Here is a 20936-nt window from a genome sequence, read left to right as displayed (position 1 = left end):
GAATGAGGGTGTGGCGGCGCTGTCGCGTCACTCACTTGCCCATAGCGCCATCATACTCACTTCCCCTTCGCCATCTTCTCCAGCCTCCGCTGCAACGGCGCCCAGTACGTCCCCGGGCGGAAGCGCTGCAACAGGTCCATGAAGCGGGCGTCGTTGCCGATCAGGATGCGGGGCTCGTTCTTCTCGATGCCCTTGATGATGCGCAGCGCAGCGTCCTTCGGCGTGGTCTTTGCCGCGTTCTCGAACCGCTCGATCATTTGCGAGCGGCGGGCATTGTCGGTGACGCCGACCCCGGTGCGCGAGCTCCGCGCGATCGAGGTGGCGACGCCGCCGGGATGCACGACCGACAGCTTTACGGGACTTCCAGCCACCGCGAGCTCGTGCCGCACGCTCTCGGAAAAACCGCGCACGGCGAACTTGGCCGCGGCGTAGGCCGATTGTCCCGGCGGCCCGATGATGCCGAAGATCGACGAGACGTTGACGATATGCGCCTCGCCCCTCGTCTTCAGGTGCGGCAGGAAGGCGCGGGTGCCGTGCACCACGCCCCAGAAATTGATGTCGAACAGCCACTCCATCTGTGCCGGGTCGATCTCCTCGAACGTGCCCAGCAGCGCCACGCCGGCATTGTTGACGAGGATGCCGAGCGACGGATGCGCCGCTGTCGCTTCGCCTGCGAATTGGGCGATGTCGCCGGGCTGGCTAACGTCGACGCAATGCACGCTGACCTTGCGTGCCGTGTCGCGTCCTTCGCCGATCTCGGCGGCGAGCGCCTTCAGCCCGGCCTCGTCGCGATCGGCGAGCGCAAGGTCGCAGCCGCGCCGGGCGAGTTCGATGGCGAGTGCGCGGCCAATGCCGCTCGCGGCTCCCGTGATGGCGGCGGCGCCGCGAATCGCAGTCATGGATCCCCCCTCAAGCTCCGATTTTGGAACTATGATTTACATTTTTTCAGAATGGAACCGAACCGTATTCGAGTTGGCCCCTTAACGTAAGTTACTTGGATGGAGACAAGCAGCATTGGGAGCCGCCGATGGGACAATCAAGACCATTTACTGCAACGGCACTCATCGTTGAAGACGACCCCATGCAGAGAGAGATGCTCAGTCTCCTGCTGGAGGAGAGCGGCTATCAGGTCATCCAGTGCGAGAGCGCCGAAGCGGCCGAGCGGGTGCTCGAGACGAGCGCAGGCGCACTCTGCCTGATGCTGACCGACGTGCAGCTGGCCGGCCGCATGAACGGCGTCGAGCTCGCCCATGTCGCCAAGGGACGCAATCCCAAGCTCGACATCGTCGTCACCTCCGGCCGTCCCTTGATGCAGCCCTTGCCCGACGGCGCCAAATTCTGGGCCAAGCCCTGGACGCCGCTCGACGTGCTGCGCGAGGCCGAGATCGCGCAGCTGTCCTGACGGTGACGGTATCAGAACTGCCTTGTTTGCAGGGCTGGCCTGTTCTCAACCCGTCATCCTGTTTTTGAGTCAGGCTCTGAGGCGCGAGCCGCGCGGCGCAAAGCGTCGCGTGACGAGCCTCGAAGGATGAACGGCCGAGATGCAGCCGGGCCATCACCCTCCGAGGCTCGCCGAACAGGCAAGCACCTCAGGGTGACGGTGCTGGAATTGCTTTGTCTGTGGAGCAGGCCTGTTCTCAACCCGTCCTCCTGACGGCTGATTTCGAGGCGCCGCTTTCTTGCGGTGAGGCGGGATGATAGGGTCTGCTCATGACCTGGTCCTTCCTGCTCACCTCGCTGATCGTCGTCGCCTCGCCCGGCACCGGCGTGCTTTACACGCTGGCGGCGGCATTGACGCGCGGTTCGCGAGCCAGTCTGGCTGCCGCCTTCGGCTGCACGCTCGGGATCGTGCCGCACATGATTGCAGCCATGCTGGGACTTGCCGCCGTGCTCCACACCAGCTCGCTCGCCTTCGCCGCGCTGAAATGGTGCGGCGTTCTCTATCTGCTCTACATGTCCTGGCAGGCCCTGCGCGAGCGAGGTGCGCTGGCGGTGGAGGGTGAGATCAAGGAGCGGTCGAGCGGCCGGGTCATCGTCACCGGCTTCCTGATCAACATCCTCAATCCAAAACTGTCGATCTTCTTCCTTGCCTTCCTGCCGCAGTTCATCGCGGCGGACGAAGCCCATGTGCTGGCGCGGATGCTGGAATTGAGCGGCGCCTTCATGGCGGTGACCTTTGCGGTGTTCGTCGTCTACGGCCTCTGCGCCGCATCCGTGCGCGAGCGCGTTATCTCCCGCCCCGTGGTGATGACCTGGCTGCGCCGCAGCTTTGCGGCGGGATTTGCCGCACTCGGCGCCAAGCTCGCGTTTGCCGAGCGGTAGGCGATGGGCGCGATCTCTTCTTAACCTCGCCCCGCGAAGAGCGGAGCGGAGAGGCCGTCATGCCCGGGCTTGTCCCGGGCATCCACGTTCTTCGTGCCGCGGGCAAGGCGTGGATGGCCGGGACATAGGCGAGCGGAAGCGACGCCGTCCTTCGGACGGCTATGCCCGGCCATGACGCTGCGGAAGCTTCCGCGCCTCCGCCACTCACGTCATGTCGTAAGAAGCGGGGAGAGGGCGACGTAGCAGCGACGCACGGCCAATAAAAAAGCGGGCCTTGCGCCCGCCATCTTCAAATTCTCTCAACCTTACCCGACGCCCGGGCGGAGCGAGGCTCCACCCGGGCAAACAAAAGAAGCCTCGTTACTTCTTCTTCGCTGCCTTCTTGGCCTTCTTCGCCTTCTTCTTCGCCGCCTTCTTCGCTTTCTTAGCCATAGTATCCTCTCAAGGGTTAATGGTGGAACGCGACACGAGGGATGCTCGGCGGAGGGCCAGCCTCGCAACATCCTCGACGACAAACTCAGCAGATTCGCAGGTCTCTGCCCCGCGCCGTCATATCCGTGTCATCACGTTATCCACAGCTCAGATGCGTTTTCGGGTGATTTTTGCCCGCGAATCCGCTCCGCGCGGATCGCGAGACGACCGCACGAGGTCCGCCGGCGACATGCCTAACGATCCGACAATGCGTGCGCCGTTCATGAATCCAAAACCAAAGGCGCGCTTTGAAGGATCGCAGTGAGACTCCGTTAAGTGCAACCCGCGCATTGTTCCCCGCAAGAAAACGGGGATGGGTCATGGACGGACGGCTGCCAGGAATGGGGGGCGGGGCGCTGCGCTTGCCGCACGCGCCATGCTGAACGTACCGACACTCTGGACGGTCTTCGCCGTCAACTTCCTGGCGCTCGGCCTGATCTGGGCCTACGTGACGCGTTCCTATCCGAAATTCGCGGCCGCACGGTTCTGGATGGCATCGGCCTTCGTCGGCGCGGGCGGCGCGATGGCGGCGCTGATCCGTCTGTTCGTCGCCTCTCCCGTGCCGCTTCTTATCGGGGGCGCCGGTATCATTGCGGCGAGCTGCTTTGCCGCCATGGGCATTCAGCGCTTCTACGACCGGCCGGTCTCCTGGCGCGTTATGGCTGCGACGGGGATCATCAGCATCGGCGGCGTTGTCTTCTTCATGGTCGGCTTCGACCACATGCAGCTGCGCATGCTCAGCTACACGATCGGCCAGGCCCTGCCGCTGGTGCTGTCGCTGCGTCTGTTGCTGTTACCGCCTGAAGGGCGCGTCAATCCGGGCGCCCGTCTGGCCGGCATCGTCATCATCACGATCATTGCGATCTTCCTTGCCCGTGCGGTGGGCAATCTGCTCGGCCACGATTTCTCGGCGGTCGCCGGCGGTCAGACCCATGCCGTCATGGTGCTGGGGCTCCTGTTCCTGTCGATGACGCTCAATTTCGGCTTCCTCCTGATGGCGATGGACCGGCTGCGTGGCGAGGTCGCCGACCTCGCGCTGCTCGACGATCTCACCGGTGTCGCCAACCGGCGCCATCTGTTGCAGCGCCTGTCCGAGGAATGCGCCCGTTCGGAGCGCAGCGGCGAGCCGTTCTCGCTGCTGGTGATCGATCTCGACGGCTTCAAGACCATCAACGACACCCACGGCCATGCCGCGGGCGATGCCTGCCTCCAGCACTTCACCCTGATGGCGCAGACGCGGCTGCGGCCCGGCGACATGCTCGCCCGCACCGGCGGCGACGAGTTCTGCATCGTGCTGCCGTCCTCTTCCATGCGCGAGGCGGCCGCAATCGCCCGCCGCGTGCTCGAGGTCTGCCGTCGGGACGCCGCGGCCTGCAACGGCCACGACATCCCGATCGCGATCTCGATCGGCGTGGCGCAATGGGACCGCGGCATCGGCCAATTCCCGGACCGCCTGATCGCGCATGCCGATCACGCCCTCTATGCCGCCAAGAAGAACGGCAAGAACGACTTTGCCGTCTACGATCCGGCGCCGCCGCTCTCGCCCGAGCCGAACGGCACGGGCGAAGCCGCGCACAATTTCGCCTGACGGCGTGCTAGGCTCGGGTCCGCATTGGACCCTTGATGATGTCTCGCCTGCTCGCGGCCATTCTCGCCGCTCTTCTGATTGCACCCGCCGCCGCAGCCGACGCCGAACTCGCAAAGCTCGCGCGCGCCTCCGGCACGCCCGACATTCCCGGCCTGAAGATCGTCTGGCTGGCGCCGTGGGGCGATGTCCGCAGCGCAAGACCCTGGCGCAACATCATCGTGCACCAGACCGAGGGGCCGGCGGGCTCGGCGCGCGGCGGCGCGGCGGAGCAGTCGAAGAACCCGACACGGCGCGGCGTCACGGTCTGGGTCGAGACCGACGGCACGGTCTATTGGGCGGTCGCGGAAAACCTGGTGCCGACCCATGGCGACGGCGCCAACCGCAACGACAACAAGTACATCGACAACAGACCGACCTATCGCCAGGTGGTGCGCGACAATTCGATCGGCGTCGAGTTCGCCGGCAATTATCCCGATGTCGCGGCCGGTCCCACCGAGGCGCAGGTCGCGGCGTGGAAGATCCTCGTAAAGGTGCTGCGTGCGCGCTACGGCATCCCGCTCGACCGCGTCTATGCGCACAACTGGATCGACTACAAGGACGCGCGCTATTGCGAAGGCTGCTGGCTCGCGACGCTGGCGAGGACATGGGGGGAGTAGCCCGCGTGTCATTCCGGGGCGCGCCTCTTGGCGCGAACCCGGAATCCATTCATCCACCAACTCTGTCGCGCGATGGATTCCGGGTTCGCGCTACGCGCGCCCCGGAATGACGGGAGGGGTTACATCGCCTCCGCCATCCAGCCGAAGAACCGCCGGATCAGACCCGGCCGCCGCGGCAATTCCGGCGGCTCGTCCGCTGCGAGCACGCGTTTGAAGAAGTAGTCCAGGAACACCATGTCGTTCGGCTCGGTGACGGTGAATGTCTCGTCGCCGAAGTACACGCTGTAGTTAAAGAAGAACGGACCCATGATCGGGATCGTCGCGGTCGAGGCGTAGTCCTTGGAGATCACGAACCCGGCGGGGTCGAGCCCGTGCTCGCGCATCGCCTGCTCGACCAGCGGCAGCTTGCGCATGAACTGGGCGGAGAAGCCGCCGACGGTGGATTGCAGGATGATCGACACGGCGCGTCCATTCGCTTGCTGTTGTCGGTCCGGTCCTTTTGGGTCGGTTGAGCGGACCCGCGGGTTCAAGGCCAGCGCGGTTCCAAGTCAGCCAGGGGGAGGGCTGTGATGGCCGTCTCGTTCGGCTGTGCGGCCGCGACAATTCTTGCGATACCGCGCAAAGTCGCTGGTCGAGCCGGAGTCGCTCGCGCCACCTTCTCCACGAGGGGAGAAGGGACAGCGAGCATTTGGCAACAAAAAAGCCGGCGTTGCCGCCGGCTTTTCCGTCTCTTTCGATCCGCCAATCTCTGGCGCCAGCGAAGCCCGCTTAATGCGCGGCTTCCAGCGCGGCCTGTTCCGCCCTTGCGATCGTGCCCTTGACCGCGGACTGCACCTTCTCGAAGGCGCGGACCTCGATCTGGCGGACGCGCTCGCGCGACACGCCGAACTCGGCGGCAAGGTCTTCCAGCGTCATCGGCTCATCGGCGAGGCGGCGGGCCTCGAAGATGCGGCGTTCGCGCGGGTTGAGCACGCCCATGGCGCCGTTCAGCGCGTTACGGCGGTGATCATACTCCTCGTGCTCCGCCATCATGGCTTCCTGGTTGGGCGTATTGTCGACCAGCCAGTCCTGCCATTCGCCGGCTTCGCCGTCGTCGCGGATCGGCGCGTTGAGCGACGCGTCGCCACCGAGGCGGCGGTTCATGTCGATCACGTCCTGGTCCGTCACGCCCAGCCGCTTGGCAATGGTCGCAACCTGGTCGGGGCGGAGATCGCCCTCGTCCAGCGCATTGATCTTGCTCTTCGCCTTGCGCAGGTTGAAGAACAGCTTCTTCTGGTTCGCGGTGGTGCCCATCTTCACGAGCGACCAGGAACGCAGGATGTACTCTTGAATCGACGCCTTGATCCACCACATCGCGTAGGTGGCGAGACGGAACCCCTTCTCGGGTTCGAAACGCTTCACCGCCTGCATCAGGCCGACATTGCCTTCCGAGACGACCTCGGAGATCGGCAGGCCGTAGCCGCGATAGCCCATGGCGATCTTGGCCACGAGGCGGAGATGGCTGGTGACGAGTTGGTGCGCCGCGTCGCGATCGTCATGCTCGCGCCAACGCTTGGCGAGCATGTATTCCTGCTGGGGTTCCAGCATCGGGAACTTGCGGATCTCGGCGAGGTAGCGAGAAAGGCCGGATTCTCCATTGAGCACCGGCAAAGCAGCGGTACGGGCCATAGTTGAGCCCTCCAAGGTTCAGGCCCCCGATAGCGGCGGGCCAGGCAGACGACCGCTGTGTTAAAGCCGGCCGTAGCTGCGATGTTCCGCGTTGGTCATTTCCAACGCAGGCGCAATATACCCTATGGGGGGTCAAAAAGGGAAGGATTGCTGACGTCACGTCCCCGTGTGGCAGCTATAACTTTTTGTAATGTAACGCTTTTCCTAACGAGGCTGCGTCATAGCGCCGCTTTCAGGGCGCTCTCCAGGAGAAGCAAATCCTCCGGCAAAGGCGCCTCCCAGTGGAGTAATTCTCCAGTCCTCGGGTGCTCCAATACCAGCAGATAGGCGTGCAGGGCTTGCCGCCCGAGCGCTGCCAAAGCGGCTTGCGACTCCGGGCCGAGCTGGTTGGCCTTGGTCTTGAAATGCGGGCCATAGACCGCATCGCCCATCAGGGGGTGGCCGATATGGGCGAGGTGGACGCGGATCTGGTGGGTGCGCCCGGTCTCGAGCTCGCAGGCGAGCAGCGCCGCGATCGGCTTGCCGTCGCGCCCGGCAAAGCTCTCCAGGATCTCCCAATGCGTCACCGCCTCGCGGCCGCCCTGGCGCACCGCCATCTTCTCCCGCGCATACGGATGGCGGTCGATCGGCGCATCGACGGTGCCGCGATGCCGGTTCGGCACCCCCCAGGCGAAGGCCATGTAGCCGCGCCGCATCGCGCCGGTGCGACCGTGGTCGGCGAACTGCGCCGACAGCGAGGCGTGGGCGAGGTCGTTCTTGGCGACCACCATCAGCCCGGTCGTGTCCTTGTCCAGCCGGTGCACGATGCCGGGCCGGCGCACCCCGCCGATGCCCGACAGCGTCGCGCCGCAATGGGCGATCAGCGCGTTCACCAGCGTGCCGGTCTCGTGGCCGGCCGCGGGGTGCACGACCAGGCCCTTGGGCTTGTTGATGACGATGATGTCGTCGTCCTCGAACGCGATATCGAGGGCGATCTCCTCGCCCTTGGGCTCGGCGGGGGCGGCCTCCGGCACGTCGATTGTGATCGTATCGCCGCCACTGACGTGATAAGCGGGGTCGCGGATGGCGGAGGCCTTCAGGCTCACCGCGCCCGCCAGGATCAGGGCTTTCAGCCTCGATCGCGACAGGTCCGGCAGGCGCGCCGCCAGCACGCGGTCGAGCCGGGCCGAGCCCTCGTCGCCGGCGACGACAACCTCCAACCTTTGCGCAGAGCCTGAGTTTTCCATGACGACGTCTGATACCGCTGTTCCCGAACCGACCCCCGAGCAGGCCGCGCTGTTCGCGCGGGTGCGGCGGATGATGCTGATCGCGGGGTTGACCACGGCGCTGGCGATCTGCGCCGTTCTGATCGCGGTGGGCTACCGCCTTTTCAAGTCGGAGGGAAGGGCGCCCGAGCCGGCCGGCGACGTCACCGCCACCCTGCCGAAGGGCGCCAAAATCGTCTCGACCGGGGTCGCCGGCGACCGCCTCGTGATCACGCTCGATGTCGGCGGGGTCACCGAGATCCGCACCTTCGACGCCCACACGTTGAGGCCGGCCGGAAAGCTGAAATTTGCCAATGAGCCGTAAAAGGCCCATTCGGGTCCTTGCGGCCGACAAATTTCGAGGTTATTGGCTAGCCCTCACGCTCCCTTCGTCTAGCGGTTAGGACGCGGCCCTCTCAAGGCTGAAACAGGGGTTCGATTCCCCTAGGGAGCGCCAAATCCAGGATATTCCGCGATATTTTGCGATGGGAGTCCCGATCGGGAGCGCCTGCCTTCGATCGACTAATTCTGCAAGCGGTGGTGGGCAGGAGTCTTGCCCTGGCTCGATGACTTTGCCAGTTCTCCAGGGTTTCTTAGACGCCTGTCGACTGCAAACGCGATTTGTCCATCCGGCGTCCATTCATCGCCGGCACGATCTGCTCATTCCCGCTCCATCACGTCGGCGATCGCCTTGATGCGGCTTCTGGCGTATTTCGGCAGGCCGGCGCTCAGCGAATCGCCGCTGTTGAAGGAGCTGTTGCCCATGAGCAGTTGCGCAGGCACGAGGTTTCGCAGAATGGGCGTTTTGCTGTATTCCCTTTGCTTGGTCAGCACGTCGTTCCTGACCGCAATCACGATGTAGACCGTTGCGATGGCGGCTTCCCGCTCGGTCGGATGCTGTTGCAGAACCGCAAGCAGCTTGCCGAACTGGATGACCTGGTTCACCCAAAAGATGTTCTGCTCGAGCCCGCTGGTGACTGTGGAGTCGAGCCCTGTCAGGGCCGGTAGCTCGGCAAGCTGCGGCTGCGTGACCAACATGATCTCACTCTGGAACTCGATGAAATCCGGAATGGGCTTTTTGCTCTCCTCGCGGAGCTTGTTTGCAAGCTGAATGCCCGCCGGAATTTTCCCTTCGAACATGTAGCGGGACTGCACGCAGATTGCCTTCGCGTCCTCGCACCAGCGGCGATTCGGCGGACGGTTGTGCGCGACGCCTTCGTCCTTGTTGGGAACGGCATCGCCCGCCGTGATCGGCCGGTGCTTGACTGCCGGATCGATCTGCTCGAGGAACGCGACATTCGCGTACCGCGACAGATCCAATGCCGCTGCCGGTCTTGGAAGTCGAAACCGCGCCTCTGCCTGGTAGACCGAGAGCTTCAGCTTCACTTGTTGGTTGAGCGTGGGCTCAACGAAGCTCGGGAAGAGCGAGAGGAAGCGCCGCTGAAGCGGGCGTGAGCGGGCCCAATCGTCGAAAGGAATGAGCCCGGTCGAGGAATCGGCGAGCTTGTCGTTGCGTTGGTCGGCGAAGATGATCATGCGCGGTTTGATCTGTGCGATCGGAACGCTGGCGGCTGCGGGTACGTCCTCGAGCTGGAATTCCTGCGCTTCCGCGCCCGTGCAAGTGGCCACGCAGGCGGCGACGAGAACAGCGGCACGGTTGACTCTCATGGCGTCAATACTCAATTCAGCCGCCGCCAGAAATAGTCGGGATCGACTCGGAGCGGCGGTCGCGGGACGCGGTCCTCGTCATCGGGATGTCCGCGCCAGGAGGGATATTCGCGCGGACCAAGACGCCAGGTCGGGAATGGAAGGGGCAGCCGGTTATCGCCGTAAAGGCGGTTATCATAAGACCGCGGCTGGAATGGCCCGTCGTCGTCATAACCGCCACGATAGGCGTAACGTTCTGCACGCGAGACGATCCGAAAGTGCGAATCATCGATTCTGCCCGACGGATCCCTCTTGAAGTACTCGGTGAAAGCCCGCCCGGAGCCGGGCGGTGCAGGGTCGCCGGTATAAGGATCGATCGACAGAGCAACGAGCTGATGCATGGCTTCGCGCGAAGGGCCGTTCAACGCCGTCCTGGGAGCGTGCAGCTCCCAGGCTGCCTGGACGATCGGCTCGAACATCGGCAGCGCCACTTTCGCTCCGGTCTGGCCGCGCCCAAGGGTGCGGCGCCCGCCGTCGCCGTTGTCGTAGCCGACCCAGATGGCGATGGTGACGTCATTTGTGAAACCGACGAACCAGGCATCGACCGAATCATCAGTGGTACCAGTCTTGCCGGCGACATAGGGCGAGAGATGCTTCACCACGCGCGCGGTTCCGCGCGCGAGCACGCCCTGCAGCATTGATTTCAACTGGTAAAACGATGCGCGGTCGGCGAAGCCGATCCAGGACACCGCATGCGGATCGTGCTGGTAGATTGGGCGGCCGTCCTGTTCGATCGTTTCGATCGCATGGGGCTGGGGCCGTGCGCCTTCGTTGGCGATGGCTGCATAGAACGCCGCAAGGTCGATGAGCCGCACGGTTTGGGCACCGAGCACGAACGGGTAGTAGCGCACGCATTCTTTGTAGAGCTGTGCTTCCATCGCGAGCTCGCAGACCCGGTCGAGGCCTCGCTCGGCGCTGTCGTCGAGACCGGTCGCGAGCAGTTGCACGGTGGCGAGATTCCGGGAGTTTTCCAGCGCGTGCCGCAGTGTGATGGCGCCGGAAGCGCCGCCGTCGTAGTTCTTCGGCGACCAGAAATCGCGCTGGCGTCCGTGGACCGTCGCCCCGATCGGTGGCAGCGTAATGGGTTCGTCCATCACCAGCGTGTTGGGCTGCAATCCCTTCCGAAGGGCGGCGAGGTAGGTCAGCGGCTTCAAGGTCGAGCCGGGTTGCCGCAGGCTCTGGACGACGCGGTTGAGCTGGCTTGCCGGATACGAAAAGCCGCCCGCCATCGCGAGAATGCGGCCGGTTTCGTTCCCGAGCACGAGCGCCGCTCCCTGCACGGTCGGTCGAATGCGCAGATCGGCACGCGCCGCTTGCTTACCCTTGGCTTCCCGCACCTGCACGTAGACCACGTCGTACGGCTTCAGACCGCGCGGGATCGCGGCGCTCCAGGTGTTCAGCGGCAGGATGCTTCCGTCGGCCAGACCGACGTTGATCGCTTGGCCGCGCTTGCCATGCGTATTCTCCAGGACGACCGCCGATTCCCAGTGAACGTCATAGAGAGGTAGCCGCGTCGCCTTCAACGCCACGAGCCAAGCCGGTTCCGTGGCCCTCGGGACTGCTGCAATCAGACGGACAGCATCGGAAATATTCGCCTCGGGGCCCTCAAATCTGTAACGACCGGTGCTCAGCTCGTACCGCGCGAGGCCCTCCTGCAATGTCGCTTCGACTACGCGCTGCAAGGCCGAGTTGACGGTCGAGCGCACCGTGTAGGAGGAGTTGGTGAGAGTATCGAGGCCCGCGACCATCTTTGCCTCGCGGGCGATGTGATCGACGAAGTGAAAGCCGAAGTCCCGTCGCGTCGGCCGGTACTCGACGAGCTGCGGCAACACTGCTTGCGCCGCGGCAGCGCCGATCATGGCGTCGTCCTGCATGCGGCCCAGCACATAAGCAAGGCGCTCGCGCGCGCGCTCAGGGTGGTGGTCGGGATTGAAGTAATTCGGGCCCTTGGCGAGCCCGGCGAGCAGCGCGCCCTCGACCGCGGAGAGCGCCTTGGCTGGTTTGCCGAAATAGCTGCGCGCCGCCATCTCGATGCCCCAGGCTCCGCGACCGAGATAAATCGAGTTGAGATAGAGCTCGAGGATTTCCGCCTTGGTCAGGGTGCGCTCTATCCGCGAGGCAACGATCATTTCGCGCAGTTTCCTTTCGTAAGTGATGTCGTTGCCCACCAGCAGGTTCTTGGCGACCTGCTGCGTAATGGTCGAGCCGCCCTGCGGCCGGCCCGGCTGCGTGAAGTTGCCGATGAACGCGCGGACCAGTCCGCGCTCGTCAATGCCGGAGTGTTGGAAGAAACGCTTGTCCTCGGCGGCGACGAATGCGTTGCGCACCGCTTCTGGGATATCCGCAAGCTCGACCCAGATGCGGCGATTGTTCGGCGCGTAAATCTCGGCAAGGAGCTCGCTCTTGTTGTCGAGGACTGCGCTGGTGCCAGGAAGCCTGAGGTGCTTAAGCTGTAGCGCGTCGGGCAGATCCTTGACCGCGCTATTGTAGAAGGCGATGACCTGACCAAGATCGACCGGAGATCCCTCCACTTTCTCGACCTTGCAGAACTGCCTGTAGGCCAGGTGGAGGTCGGCCAGATTCAGTCCTTTGAGCGCCTTGATCTCGCTGCTCAACGCCTCCTTGTCATCCATGGCAGTGGCAATCAGATCGTCCAGGTTGAGGTCCTCGATGTCGAAAGCCTTGCGCATGTGGGCGCAGCCGGCACTCAAAAGCTGCGCCACCTCGGAGCGGTCGCGCACCGCATCGAACTCCGTCTTGACCCCATCCGGCCGGGTAGTGACCTGGCTGAAGGCAAGCGCCGTGGCGAAGATCTTGATCAGAATCGAGTCCATGACCTGCCGACGGTCGAAAAAGCCGCCCTCGTAAGGTCCCGTTTTGTAGAACGATATTGAACAAGGCTGTATTGAGGAAAAAGTTCCTGAGGCGCCGCCGCCCGCTTCTCCGGGCCTTCAGCACCGCTCCGACCCGACCGCGCCGCGGAACCAACGCTGTGGCCAGTGCGTTTTAGAAGGACCGTATTGGCAGCGCACTCATGAATGCCCCTCTTTCAGTGGTGCTTGTCGCGGCGCTCCTCAGCGCCGCCGTCGCTACGATGCCTGCGGATGCTGCTTCTCGAAAAAAGAACACTCTTGCCGCGGTCTCCCCTGCAGCGAACGTCGCTCAGCCGCCCACGGACAGATTCTTGGCCTGCGACGTCCGGGTGCGAGACTATCTTCGCGAAGGCGGAGCGGTGACACGGGTGACCAAGATCGACGTGGACGATGCCCGACTGCAGTTGAACATTCATCACGAGTATGGAGAGGCGGGAAAGTCGTCTCGAAAATACCTCCGCGGGGACACTGAAGATGAAATGCGCAAAAATCTGCGTGGAATATTGGATGAGTTCGCTGCGGCTGCGAAGGCGGCAACGGCTGGTCGCGCTTGGTATGTGATCGCTGCTCGCAAGGTCATGCCGGACCCCCGCGACGGTTCGGGCGAGGCCACGAGTCCGTGGACGGCCGTCGTCCTCGCGGATTTCGAGGGAAAATGCAGACCCATCACGTTCTATCAGTCCGTCGACCGCAACAAGCTCGATCCTGAACTGAGCAAGAAATTGGATGATTGAAGTTTTGCGCTTTGAAGTGATTTGCAGTCGTAGCGACGGCGCCTGGACGCCATGAAGCGCGGTGAGGTGCTCAACGGCCGTCGCCGGTGAGTTTGCAGTATTGGCAGCGAGGCGTCGATCGCGCATCGTAGCGGCGAGGTTTGCCGCTTTGCGCACGCCGATTGGCCAATTCGCAGGCGGTCGGCCGGGCGACCTGAACCGCCGGACGGCACGGGCAAATCGACGTGCGCCTGCATCGTCTCAGTGATGCGCCGAAACACTCCTGACGGTCTCGCTCAGCATATCACCTGGCGCGGAACGGCTGAGGTCACCCAGGCTGATGATGCCGATCATCCGCTTGCTCTTGTTGATCACCGGCAACCTGCGGACCTGCAGCTTCTCCATATGATGCATCGCCTTTGCGAGGTCATCGTCCTCCCGGCAGCAATGGATGCCTTCAGTCATCACATCGCGCGCCGTCGCGCGGCCGGCATCGAAGTTGTGGCTCGCGAGCCCTTTGCAGACGATATCGCGGTCGGTCACCATCCCAACCAGTTTGTCGTCCTCGCCAACCGGAATGCAGCCGATGTCATGCGCCCGCATCAATTTGGCAAGCTCGGTGAGAGGGGTGTCGGGGCTGACCCAGTCGACACCCTTGTGCATCACGTCTTTGACTTTCATGGCGAGCCTCCGTTCGTGGGTTTCAAGTGCATTGATGCAACGCAGCAGCCCCCATTTTCTGAATTGTACAACCGATCGGGCGCGAGATCGCAGCAGAAGGCATCATTCCCTGGCCGTCCGACCAGACAAGCGCAGACGTTGTCGCCGTGACCCTCCCTACACTCTAACAGCGACTTCGCGACCCGAGTTCCCGCCCAGGATCGCAAAGGCAATGGGCCGTGTCCAAAATCCTCAGTCGTGCGCGCTAAAGCGCCCGTGCGGCGCATCGGCCGTCAGGCGCGCAAACTGCGCGTGTCCCATATGAAGCAGCGTCTCGTGATCGCCGGCTTCCATGTAGATGTCCGGCTGTGCCTTGATGCTGTCGTCGACGATGATATCCAGCCCGTAGCATTTGCCGACGGCAGGAACTGCACCGTGTGCACAGTCGCTGAACAGCCGATCGATCTCGGTTTCATCGGCCATGTGGACGTCGTCGCCGAGCTCTGTCCTCAGGTCCGACAGGTGGAGGTGGTGCGATGCGGGCAAGATGGCCAGCATGTATTCGCTGTCGCGCCGCAACACGATGCCCTTGGCGAGGCGATCGCCAGGGATGTGGCATACCTCGGCCGTGCGAGCGGACGTCATGCTGAGTTCGTGCGGGATCACCTCGTATTGGATGTTCTCAGCGGCTAGGTATTTCTGGAGCGTGGGAGCAATGGCCATGACATCACCTCCGATGCTGGATGCAAACCATCCACCGTAGGGGCTTCCCGGCAGGCTCGCGCCATACGATGGGCGGCTATCTGACTATAGACCCAACATAGGTCTTCCATCCGCAATTATATATACGAGTTCGCAGTTTTATTGAGGATGGCTCGCCAAGCTGCGCTATTCCACGGTATTATACGGTGCGGCTCCGCTTCGAGAGCGCGATGTCGCTTGACGACTGACTGACAGCGCCGGCTGCATCAGACGATCTCACCGCCTTGTGCCGTTCCGCGATGCCGGTTCTGGCACGCGTGTCCTCGCCGCGAGGTGCTAATCCCGAATCGAACGGGCGGGCGTCGCTCATTTCCGCTATAATGAAACCATGACGATCGGGATTACCGGACCCGGACGCAAGGTACCAAGGCAAAGTGCCGTGGTCAGGCTCATCGTTGCGGCCATCGTCATTGGGACTTGCCTCATCCTGCTCGCGCTCGCGAGCGACCTCCTGGTCGGCTGGCTGTGGTTTTCCTCGATCGGCTATCTGCAGGTTTTTGGGACGACAATCGGCGCCGAGGCCGCCGTCTTTCTTGCTGTCTGGACGGCAACCGCCGTCATCCTTTGGTTGAACGGATGGCTCGCACTGCGCTTTGCCCGACGAGGGTCGACGCAGCCTGTCGCCGCTCCGGCGCAAAGCGTCGCGGGCAACGTGCAACCGGATCTGCTTGCGCTCGTGCGCGACCAACTGCCGCTGCCCCGGTTGATCGCAGGCGGTGCAGCTTTGCTCGCTCTTCTTGTTGCGGCGGAGGAAACCGGCAACTGGGGCGTCTTCCTGCGATTTGTCTATCAGGTACCCTACGGCGCAGACGATCCGCTCTACAACAAGGACATCGGCTTCTACCTCTTCTCACTGCCCGCCTATATCGTCATCAGGAACTGGATGATGCTCGCGCTCGTTCTGAGCGGGCTTTTCGCCGCGGCTGTCTACTGGCTGCATGGCGACATCGAATACGACGTTCGCCGCCGGTCAATATCGCCGGCGGCGATCGCTCATGGTTCCGTTCTGCTTGGCTTCTTCTTCGCGGTAAAAGCCTGGTCCTACGTTCTCGACCGCTATCTGCTGCTCTATGGCGACAATAGCGTCGTCGTCGGCGCAAGTTACACCGACGTGCATGTGGGGCTGCCGGCGTTGTGGCTGATGATCGGAATTTCGATCATCGCGGCGCTTGCCGCCTGGGCGAACGTCCGGGTTCGCACCTACCGGCTTCCGGCGGTGGCGATCGTGCTCGTCGGCGTGGGCATGTTCGTCCTGTCCGGCGTCGTCCCTGTGCTTTTCCGGCAGTTCTTCGTCAAACCGAGCGAGTTGGAGCTGGAGAGGCCCTATATCGAACACAACATCGCGCTCACCCGGCAGGCATACAATCTCGATCAGATTGCAGCCAAGCCGTTTGCCGCCGAGCAGAAGCTTACCCCCGAGGTGCTCGAAGCCAACAAGGCGACGATCGAAAATATCAGGCTGTGGGACTGGCTGCCGCTGTCGGATACCTACGCGCAACTTCAGGAAATCCGCACCTACTACAAATTCCACGACCTCGACGTTGATCGCTACTGGCTCGATGGCTCCTACCAGAGCGTGATGCTCTCGGCCCGCGAATTGCGGTCCTCGCTGTTGCCGCCGAACGCCCAGACCTGGGTCAATCGCCACGTGCTGTTCACCCACGGCAATGGCGCGGTGATGAGTCCGGTCACACGCAAGAGTGCCGAAGGACTGCCGCTGTTCTATCTGCGGGATATTCCTCCCGTCGCAGACGTCGGTCCCAGGATCGACGAGCCGCGCATCTACTTCGGCGAGCAGACCGACGACTACGTCATCGTCAAGGGCAGCACGCCGGAGTTCGATTATCCGAAGGGGAAAGAGAACGCCTATGCGGCCTATGGCGGCGCCGGCGGCATCCCGATCGGGGGAATGGCCGCGAGAATGCTGTTTGCTTACTATTTCAACGACCCGAACCTGATTCTTTCAAGCTACATCACGACCGACAGCCGGATCATGATCCGGCGCAATATCCAGACGCGGGTGAGCACGATCGCTCCGTTCCTCAGGCTCGATCACGATCCTTATCTGGTCGTCAGCAGTGGGCGCATGTTCTGGATGCAGGACGCCTATACGACGAACTCCTATTTCCCGTATGCAGAGCCGGCACAGGGGCTCGATCTCAACTACATTCGCAATTCGGTGAAGGTTGTCGTTGATGCGTATAACGGGACTGTCGACTTCTACCTGGTTGATTCCGGCGACCCGATTGCGGCGACCTACCAGCGCATCTTTCCGAGCCTGTTCAAGCCGTTCACGACGATGCCGCCGGACTTGCGGAAGCACGTTCGCTATCCGGAAGACCTGTTCCTGATTCAGGCCCGGATGTACCAGGCCTACCACATGGAGGCGGCCGACGTTTTCTACAACCGCGAGGATCTCTGGCAATTCCCGCGTCAGCCGGGCGGCGACGGCATCTCGATGATGACCCCCTATTACATCATCATGCGGTTGCCCGGCGAACCGCAGGCCGAATTCTTCCTCATGCTTCCCATGGTACCGAGCCGCCGCGACAACATGATCGCGTGGCTCGCCGCGCGCTGCGACGCACCCGACTACGGCAAATTGATCGTCTACGAATTCCCCAAGGAGAAGCTCGTCTACGGGCCGTTCCAGATCGAGGCGCGGATCAATCAGAATACGGAGATCTCGCAACAGCTCACGCTGTGGAATCAGATGGGCTCGCGGGTGATCCGCGGTGCCAATTTGCTTGCGATTCCGATCGAGAACTCGATCCTTTACATATCACCGCTCTATCTGCGAGCGCAGCAAGGACACCTGCCGGAGCTGAAGCGCGTGATCGCAGCCTATGGCGAGCGTGTCGTGATGAAGGAGACGCTCGCCGAGGCGTTGGCCGCCCTGTTCACGGAAACCGGTCCGGCGCCGGTCGCCTCGAGCCGGATGGAGGAGACGCCCCTGGCAAGCCCGACGGCAAATCAGTCCAGGGAGGCGCTTGATCGCTACAACCAGGCAGTGGAGCGATTGAAGGCAGGAGATTGGAAAGGTTTCGGCACGCAATTCGATGCCATGCGCGAACTCCTGGAGGACATGAACCGGCGCCCCGCCGACCGATAGTGCCGCCCCCCGCTATGCGCATCCTTACATCCTCCCTGGCCGAGGCAACTATGTGCGAAGGTGTGCTTCAAGGGTGTGCCGTTAGGAATTACGGCGCCATTTCGATAATATGAGAGCTCGCGGATTAGTCTGACTAGCGCGCCATTTCTCTGAGCCCGTCGGGCTTCCACGCTTGGAGATTGATTGTTTCGTCCAAAGGATTGAGCCTGTGGCACTAGCCATCAACATCCGCGCCGACAACAGTTCCGCAACCGAGATCGAACGGCTGTGGGACCAGGTTGCTGCCTTTGAGGTCGAGCCGTCGATGCGCGCCCTCGGCTACCGACCGCATTTTACTTTTGCAATCTACGATACCCCTTCGATCAGCGAGAAGACTGCATGGGATGCCATGCTGACGGCCGTCGCTGGCGAGGCGCAGCTGCGTATCGAATTCAAACAGGTTCGTTGGTTCGAAGGTTCGCCTCTCGTCCTCTGGGCCGACCCGACGTCCAATGGGGCCCTAACCCGCATCCACAGCGCCATCAGTGCAGCAATTGATCCGGTGCATTGTCGCCCTCATTATCGGCCCGGAACATGGACGCCACACTACGCTCGGCACGCGCATCGCCGACGAACGGCGCGATGACGCCATTGCCTTTGCAAGGTCATACGACGGCAGGATCGAAGTGCTGTTCGATGTGGTCGATTGCGTTGCCTTTCCGCCGGTGCGAATTATATCCGAGCAGAGATTGCCGTCGTAGTCGGTCGTCAATCCGGGTGATGGTTTCGCGAGAGCTCAGCCCATCCTGAGCGACGCTTCGGACCTGATCCGCTGCAGGCGAGCCATCTCGCGACTGCGTGGCTGTCGGGCAAAACAGCCGAAACAGGATGTCAACCCCGTCCTCCAAAAATATTCCACTTTACCGAAATTCGGATTTATCGTATGTGTCGCCCATCCCAGCCCGGCAAAGGGGCGGTCGTACGTCGTCACGAACGCGGGCTGGGTTGCGGTGGACGCGGGCGGCGTTAAAGGCGGTCGGTAGCGTGCAGGGCGAGATGAACCTCGTGAGCGCGCTACGGACCGCGAAGACGGACGGCGCCCAAGCCCTGCGGAGCCTTTGACGGAGCAGGGCCGTGCCCTGCGAAGCCTCTTGGCGAAGCAGGGTCAGCTCGCGTACGGCGAAACCGTGTGGTCCTGGCCGTCGTTGCTACGGTCAAGCCTTGGCGAAGGCGGCAATCGCGTCAACCGGCGCGGTGCCGTGCATTTCGCGAAGGCGAGGGAGGCCAGAACGAACTCGGCTCCCGGGAGAGCGCGGCATAGGCCGTCAAACCATCGCGCAGGGAAGGCCGGGTTTCGGCTGCCCTGTGTCTCCCCTGTGCATTGCGTGTGCATCTGTTCAGCGCAGGGGTCTCAATGGGTGCCAGCCGGCGCCCGGTCTTCCCTGCGCCCTTTCTTTCGAGGGGGTGTGAAGCGAAGCACAGCTCGGGCAAATCATGCCGCGAGAACGCAGGCGCGCGCCCGGACCTCGCGCCCGGACCTCGCGCCCGGACCTCCCATGTGAGCATGCTGCATCGGCATCCGCGGCGGTGGTCGTCGTCCCGAAAATCTGCCTCTATGCGGTCCAGATGCACCTCCGAAGCTGCTGCCGGGCCTTTGGAGGTTTTGGCAATAGCATGCGGAGCGACGATATGAGCGGTTTGGTGATCTCTGGCGGCCGGGTGGTGGATCCGGCGAGCGGGATGGATGCCATCGGCGATGTGGCGGTGGTGGACGGCAAGATCGCCGCCGTCGGCTCCTCGCTCGGCGGCGCCGAGCGGGTGATCGACGCCACCGGCCTCGTGGTCGCGCCCGGCTTCATCGACCTGCACGCGCACGGCCAGTCGATCCCGGCCGACCGTATGCAGGCGTTCGACGGGGTGACAACGACGCTCGATCTCGAGGCCGGCGTGCTTCCGGTCGGGTCCTGGTATGAGCGTCAGGCCAGGAAAGGGCGCGTGCTGAACTACGGCGCCGCCACCAACTGGGCCTTTGCGCGCATCGGCGCGATGACGGGCTCCAATGCGGAAAGCTCGCTGGAGGCGTTCGGCAACGCCATGCGCGACCGCCGCTGGATGGACAATGTGGCCAGCGATACGGAGGTGGCCGGCATCCTCGATCGCCTCGCGCGCGGCCTCAACGAAGGCGGTATCGGCATCGGGATCTTGAACGCCTATGCGCCGGGCGCCGGCGTGCAGGAGCTGACGGCGGTCTGCCAGCTTGCAGCGGCCAAGGACGTGCCGACCTTCACCCACGTCGCCTATATGTCGCGCATTGACCCTGAAAGCGCGGCGGAGGCCTATATCCGCCTGATCGGCTATGCCGGCGCCACCGGCGCGCACATGCACATCTGCCATTTCAACTCGTCGAGCAAGACCGACATCGAGCGCTGCCGCGTGCTGGTCGAGAAGGCGCAGGCGCAGGGCCTGCCCATTACGGTCGAGGCCTATCCTTACGGCACCGGCTCGACCGTGCTGGCGGCGGCCTTCTTCAGCGATCCCCAATTCGTCGAGCGCAACGGCACCGGTTACGATTCCGTGCAGCGGGTGACCGACGGCTATCGCTTCCACGACCGCGAGGAGCTGCTCAAGGCGCAGGCCGAAGAGCCGTCCTCGCTGGTGCTCTGGCACATCCTCGACACCGAGAACAATTCGCATCACCGCGACCTGCTCGACATGTCGGTGCTCTATCCCGGCGGCGCCATCGCCTCCGATGCGATGCCGTGGACGCTGTCGGACGGCACCACCTATACCGGCGACGCCTGGCCGCTGCCTGATGATGCGACGTCGCATCCGCGCTCGGCCGGCTGCTTCACAAAGTTCATCCGCGAATGGGTGCGCGAGCGCAAGACGGTCTCGCTGCTGGAAGGCGTGCGCAAATGCGCGCTGATCCCGGCGGAGATCCTGTCGCAGAGCACGCCCGCGATGCGCGCCAAGGGCCGGCTCGCGAAGGACGCCGATGCCGACATCGTCGTGTTCGACTACGAGAAGCTCAGCGACCGCGCCACGTTCACGGCGATGAACCGTCCATCCGAGGGCGTGCGGCATCTCGTCGTCAGCGGCCAGCCGCTGATCAGCGACGGCGTGCTGGACGTGGCGGCGCGGCCGGGCAAACCCGTGCGCCGCCCCGTCGTCGAGAGCTGAC

General features: G+C 63.4%; 17 protein-coding genes and 1 tRNA gene. 10 read left to right on the top strand and 8 right to left on the bottom strand.

Going from position 1 to position 20936, the window contains the following annotated elements; genetic code table 11:
* Positions 1-56 precede the first annotated feature (56 nt).
* Positions 57-899 (bottom strand): SDR family NAD(P)-dependent oxidoreductase, encoded by an 843-nt coding sequence (locus XI09_RS23510; protein ID WP_271568977.1) that lies wholly within the window; start codon positions 897-899, stop codon positions 57-59.
* Positions 900-1027: 128 nt separating this feature from the next.
* On the opposite strand from XI09_RS23510, the gene XI09_RS23505 reads away from it, so the two are divergent.
* From XI09_RS23505 to XI09_RS23490, 4 genes are all read left to right on the top strand, one after another.
* Positions 1028-1402, top strand: a complete 375-nt coding sequence (locus tag XI09_RS23505) for a response regulator (protein WP_271568976.1) — start codon at positions 1028-1030, stop codon at positions 1400-1402.
* Between the two features lie 308 nt (positions 1403-1710).
* Positions 1711-2322, top strand: a complete 612-nt coding sequence (locus tag XI09_RS23500) for a LysE family translocator (protein ID WP_271568975.1) — start codon at positions 1711-1713, stop codon at positions 2320-2322.
* 847 nt (positions 2323-3169) lie between these two features.
* The gene (locus XI09_RS23495; protein WP_271568979.1) at positions 3170-4381 is read left to right on the top strand and encodes a GGDEF domain-containing protein; all 1212 of its coding nucleotides are present in this window, start codon (positions 3170-3172) and stop codon (positions 4379-4381) included.
* A 32-nt stretch (positions 4382-4413) separates the two neighbouring features.
* Positions 4414-5037 carry a peptidoglycan recognition protein family protein gene (locus XI09_RS23490; protein WP_271568974.1) on the top strand — a complete coding sequence of 208 codons (624 nt, stop codon included), beginning with the start codon at positions 4414-4416 and terminating at the stop codon, positions 5035-5037.
* Positions 5038-5156: 119 nt separating this feature from the next.
* On the opposite strand, the gene XI09_RS23485 is transcribed toward XI09_RS23490, so the two are convergent.
* The 3 genes from XI09_RS23485 to XI09_RS23475 all read right to left on the bottom strand — a co-directional run bounded on the left by XI09_RS23485 (position 5157) and on the right by XI09_RS23475 (position 7931).
* Positions 5157-5498, bottom strand: coding sequence for a hypothetical protein (locus tag XI09_RS23485; protein WP_271568973.1), 342 nt, complete (start codon positions 5496-5498; stop codon positions 5157-5159).
* Between the two features lie 307 nt (positions 5499-5805).
* Complete coding sequence (gene rpoH / locus XI09_RS23480) at positions 5806-6705, bottom strand: RNA polymerase sigma factor RpoH (protein WP_027548376.1); 900 nt, start codon at positions 6703-6705, stop codon at positions 5806-5808.
* 218 nt (positions 6706-6923) lie between these two features.
* The gene (locus XI09_RS23475; RefSeq protein ID WP_271568972.1) at positions 6924-7931 is read right to left on the bottom strand and encodes an RluA family pseudouridine synthase; all 1008 of its coding nucleotides are present in this window, start codon (positions 7929-7931) and stop codon (positions 6924-6926) included.
* Between XI09_RS23475 and XI09_RS23470 the strand changes: the two genes are divergently transcribed.
* Together XI09_RS23470 and XI09_RS23465 are read left to right on the top strand one after the other, a co-directional pair.
* Entirely contained in the window at positions 7930-8274 is a 345-nt protein-coding gene (locus tag XI09_RS23470) for a hypothetical protein (protein WP_271568971.1), read from the top strand. The two genes, XI09_RS23475 and XI09_RS23470, sit on opposite strands and share 2 nt — an antisense overlap.
* Positions 8275-8331: 57 nt before the next feature.
* Positions 8332-8406 (top strand) — tRNA-Glu (locus XI09_RS23465).
* A 203-nt stretch (positions 8407-8609) separates the two neighbouring features.
* Here XI09_RS23465 and XI09_RS23460 read toward each other — a convergent pair.
* Both XI09_RS23460 and XI09_RS23455 read right to left on the bottom strand, forming a co-directional pair.
* A complete protein-coding gene (locus tag XI09_RS23460) occupies positions 8610-9632 on the bottom strand; it encodes a hypothetical protein (RefSeq protein ID WP_271568970.1) in 1023 nt (340 codons plus the stop codon).
* Positions 9629-12490: a penicillin-binding protein 1A gene (locus tag XI09_RS23455; protein ID WP_271568969.1), complete on the bottom strand. Its 2862-nt coding sequence runs from the start codon at positions 12488-12490 to the stop codon at positions 9629-9631. Before XI09_RS23455 ends, XI09_RS23460 begins: the two co-directional genes overlap by 4 nt.
* Before the next feature lie 200 nt (positions 12491-12690).
* Between XI09_RS23455 and XI09_RS23450 the strand changes: the two genes are divergently transcribed.
* Positions 12691-13263, top strand: coding sequence for a hypothetical protein (locus XI09_RS23450; RefSeq protein ID WP_271568968.1), 573 nt, complete (start codon positions 12691-12693; stop codon positions 13261-13263).
* Positions 13264-13503: 240 nt separating this feature from the next.
* Here the strand turns inward: XI09_RS23450 and XI09_RS23445 are convergent, their stop codons facing one another.
* Both XI09_RS23445 and XI09_RS23440 read right to left on the bottom strand, forming a co-directional pair.
* Positions 13504-13923: a CBS domain-containing protein gene (locus XI09_RS23445; RefSeq protein ID WP_271568967.1), complete on the bottom strand. Its 420-nt coding sequence runs from the start codon at positions 13921-13923 to the stop codon at positions 13504-13506.
* A 231-nt stretch (positions 13924-14154) separates the two neighbouring features.
* The gene (locus tag XI09_RS23440; RefSeq protein WP_271568966.1) at positions 14155-14625 is read right to left on the bottom strand and encodes an aminoacyl-tRNA deacylase; all 471 of its coding nucleotides are present in this window, start codon (positions 14623-14625) and stop codon (positions 14155-14157) included.
* Positions 14626-14992: 367 nt separating this feature from the next.
* Here XI09_RS23440 and XI09_RS23435 point away from each other — a divergent pair, with 367 nt between their 5' ends.
* The 3 genes from XI09_RS23435 to XI09_RS23425 all read left to right on the top strand — a co-directional run bounded on the left by XI09_RS23435 (position 14993) and on the right by XI09_RS23425 (position 20935).
* A complete protein-coding gene (locus XI09_RS23435; RefSeq protein ID WP_271568965.1) occupies positions 14993-17776 on the top strand; it encodes a UPF0182 family membrane protein in 2784 nt (927 codons plus the stop codon).
* Positions 17777-17984: 208 nt separating this feature from the next.
* Positions 17985-18401, top strand: a complete 417-nt coding sequence (locus XI09_RS23430; protein ID WP_271568964.1) for a 2'-5' RNA ligase family protein — start codon at positions 17985-17987, stop codon at positions 18399-18401.
* Between the two features lie 1028 nt (positions 18402-19429).
* Positions 19430-20935, top strand: a complete 1506-nt coding sequence (locus XI09_RS23425; protein WP_271568963.1) for an amidohydrolase family protein — start codon at positions 19430-19432, stop codon at positions 20933-20935.
* Position 20936: the final 1 nt, after the last annotated feature.

Origin of the sequence: Bradyrhizobium sp. CCBAU 11386, from assembly GCF_028128955.1 — a bacterium.
In the GTDB taxonomy this organism is placed as follows: Bacteria; Pseudomonadota; Alphaproteobacteria; order Rhizobiales; family Xanthobacteraceae; genus Bradyrhizobium.
The sequence above is the reverse complement of the archived record's forward strand: the minus strand, read 5'-3'. Positions and strand labels throughout refer to the sequence as shown.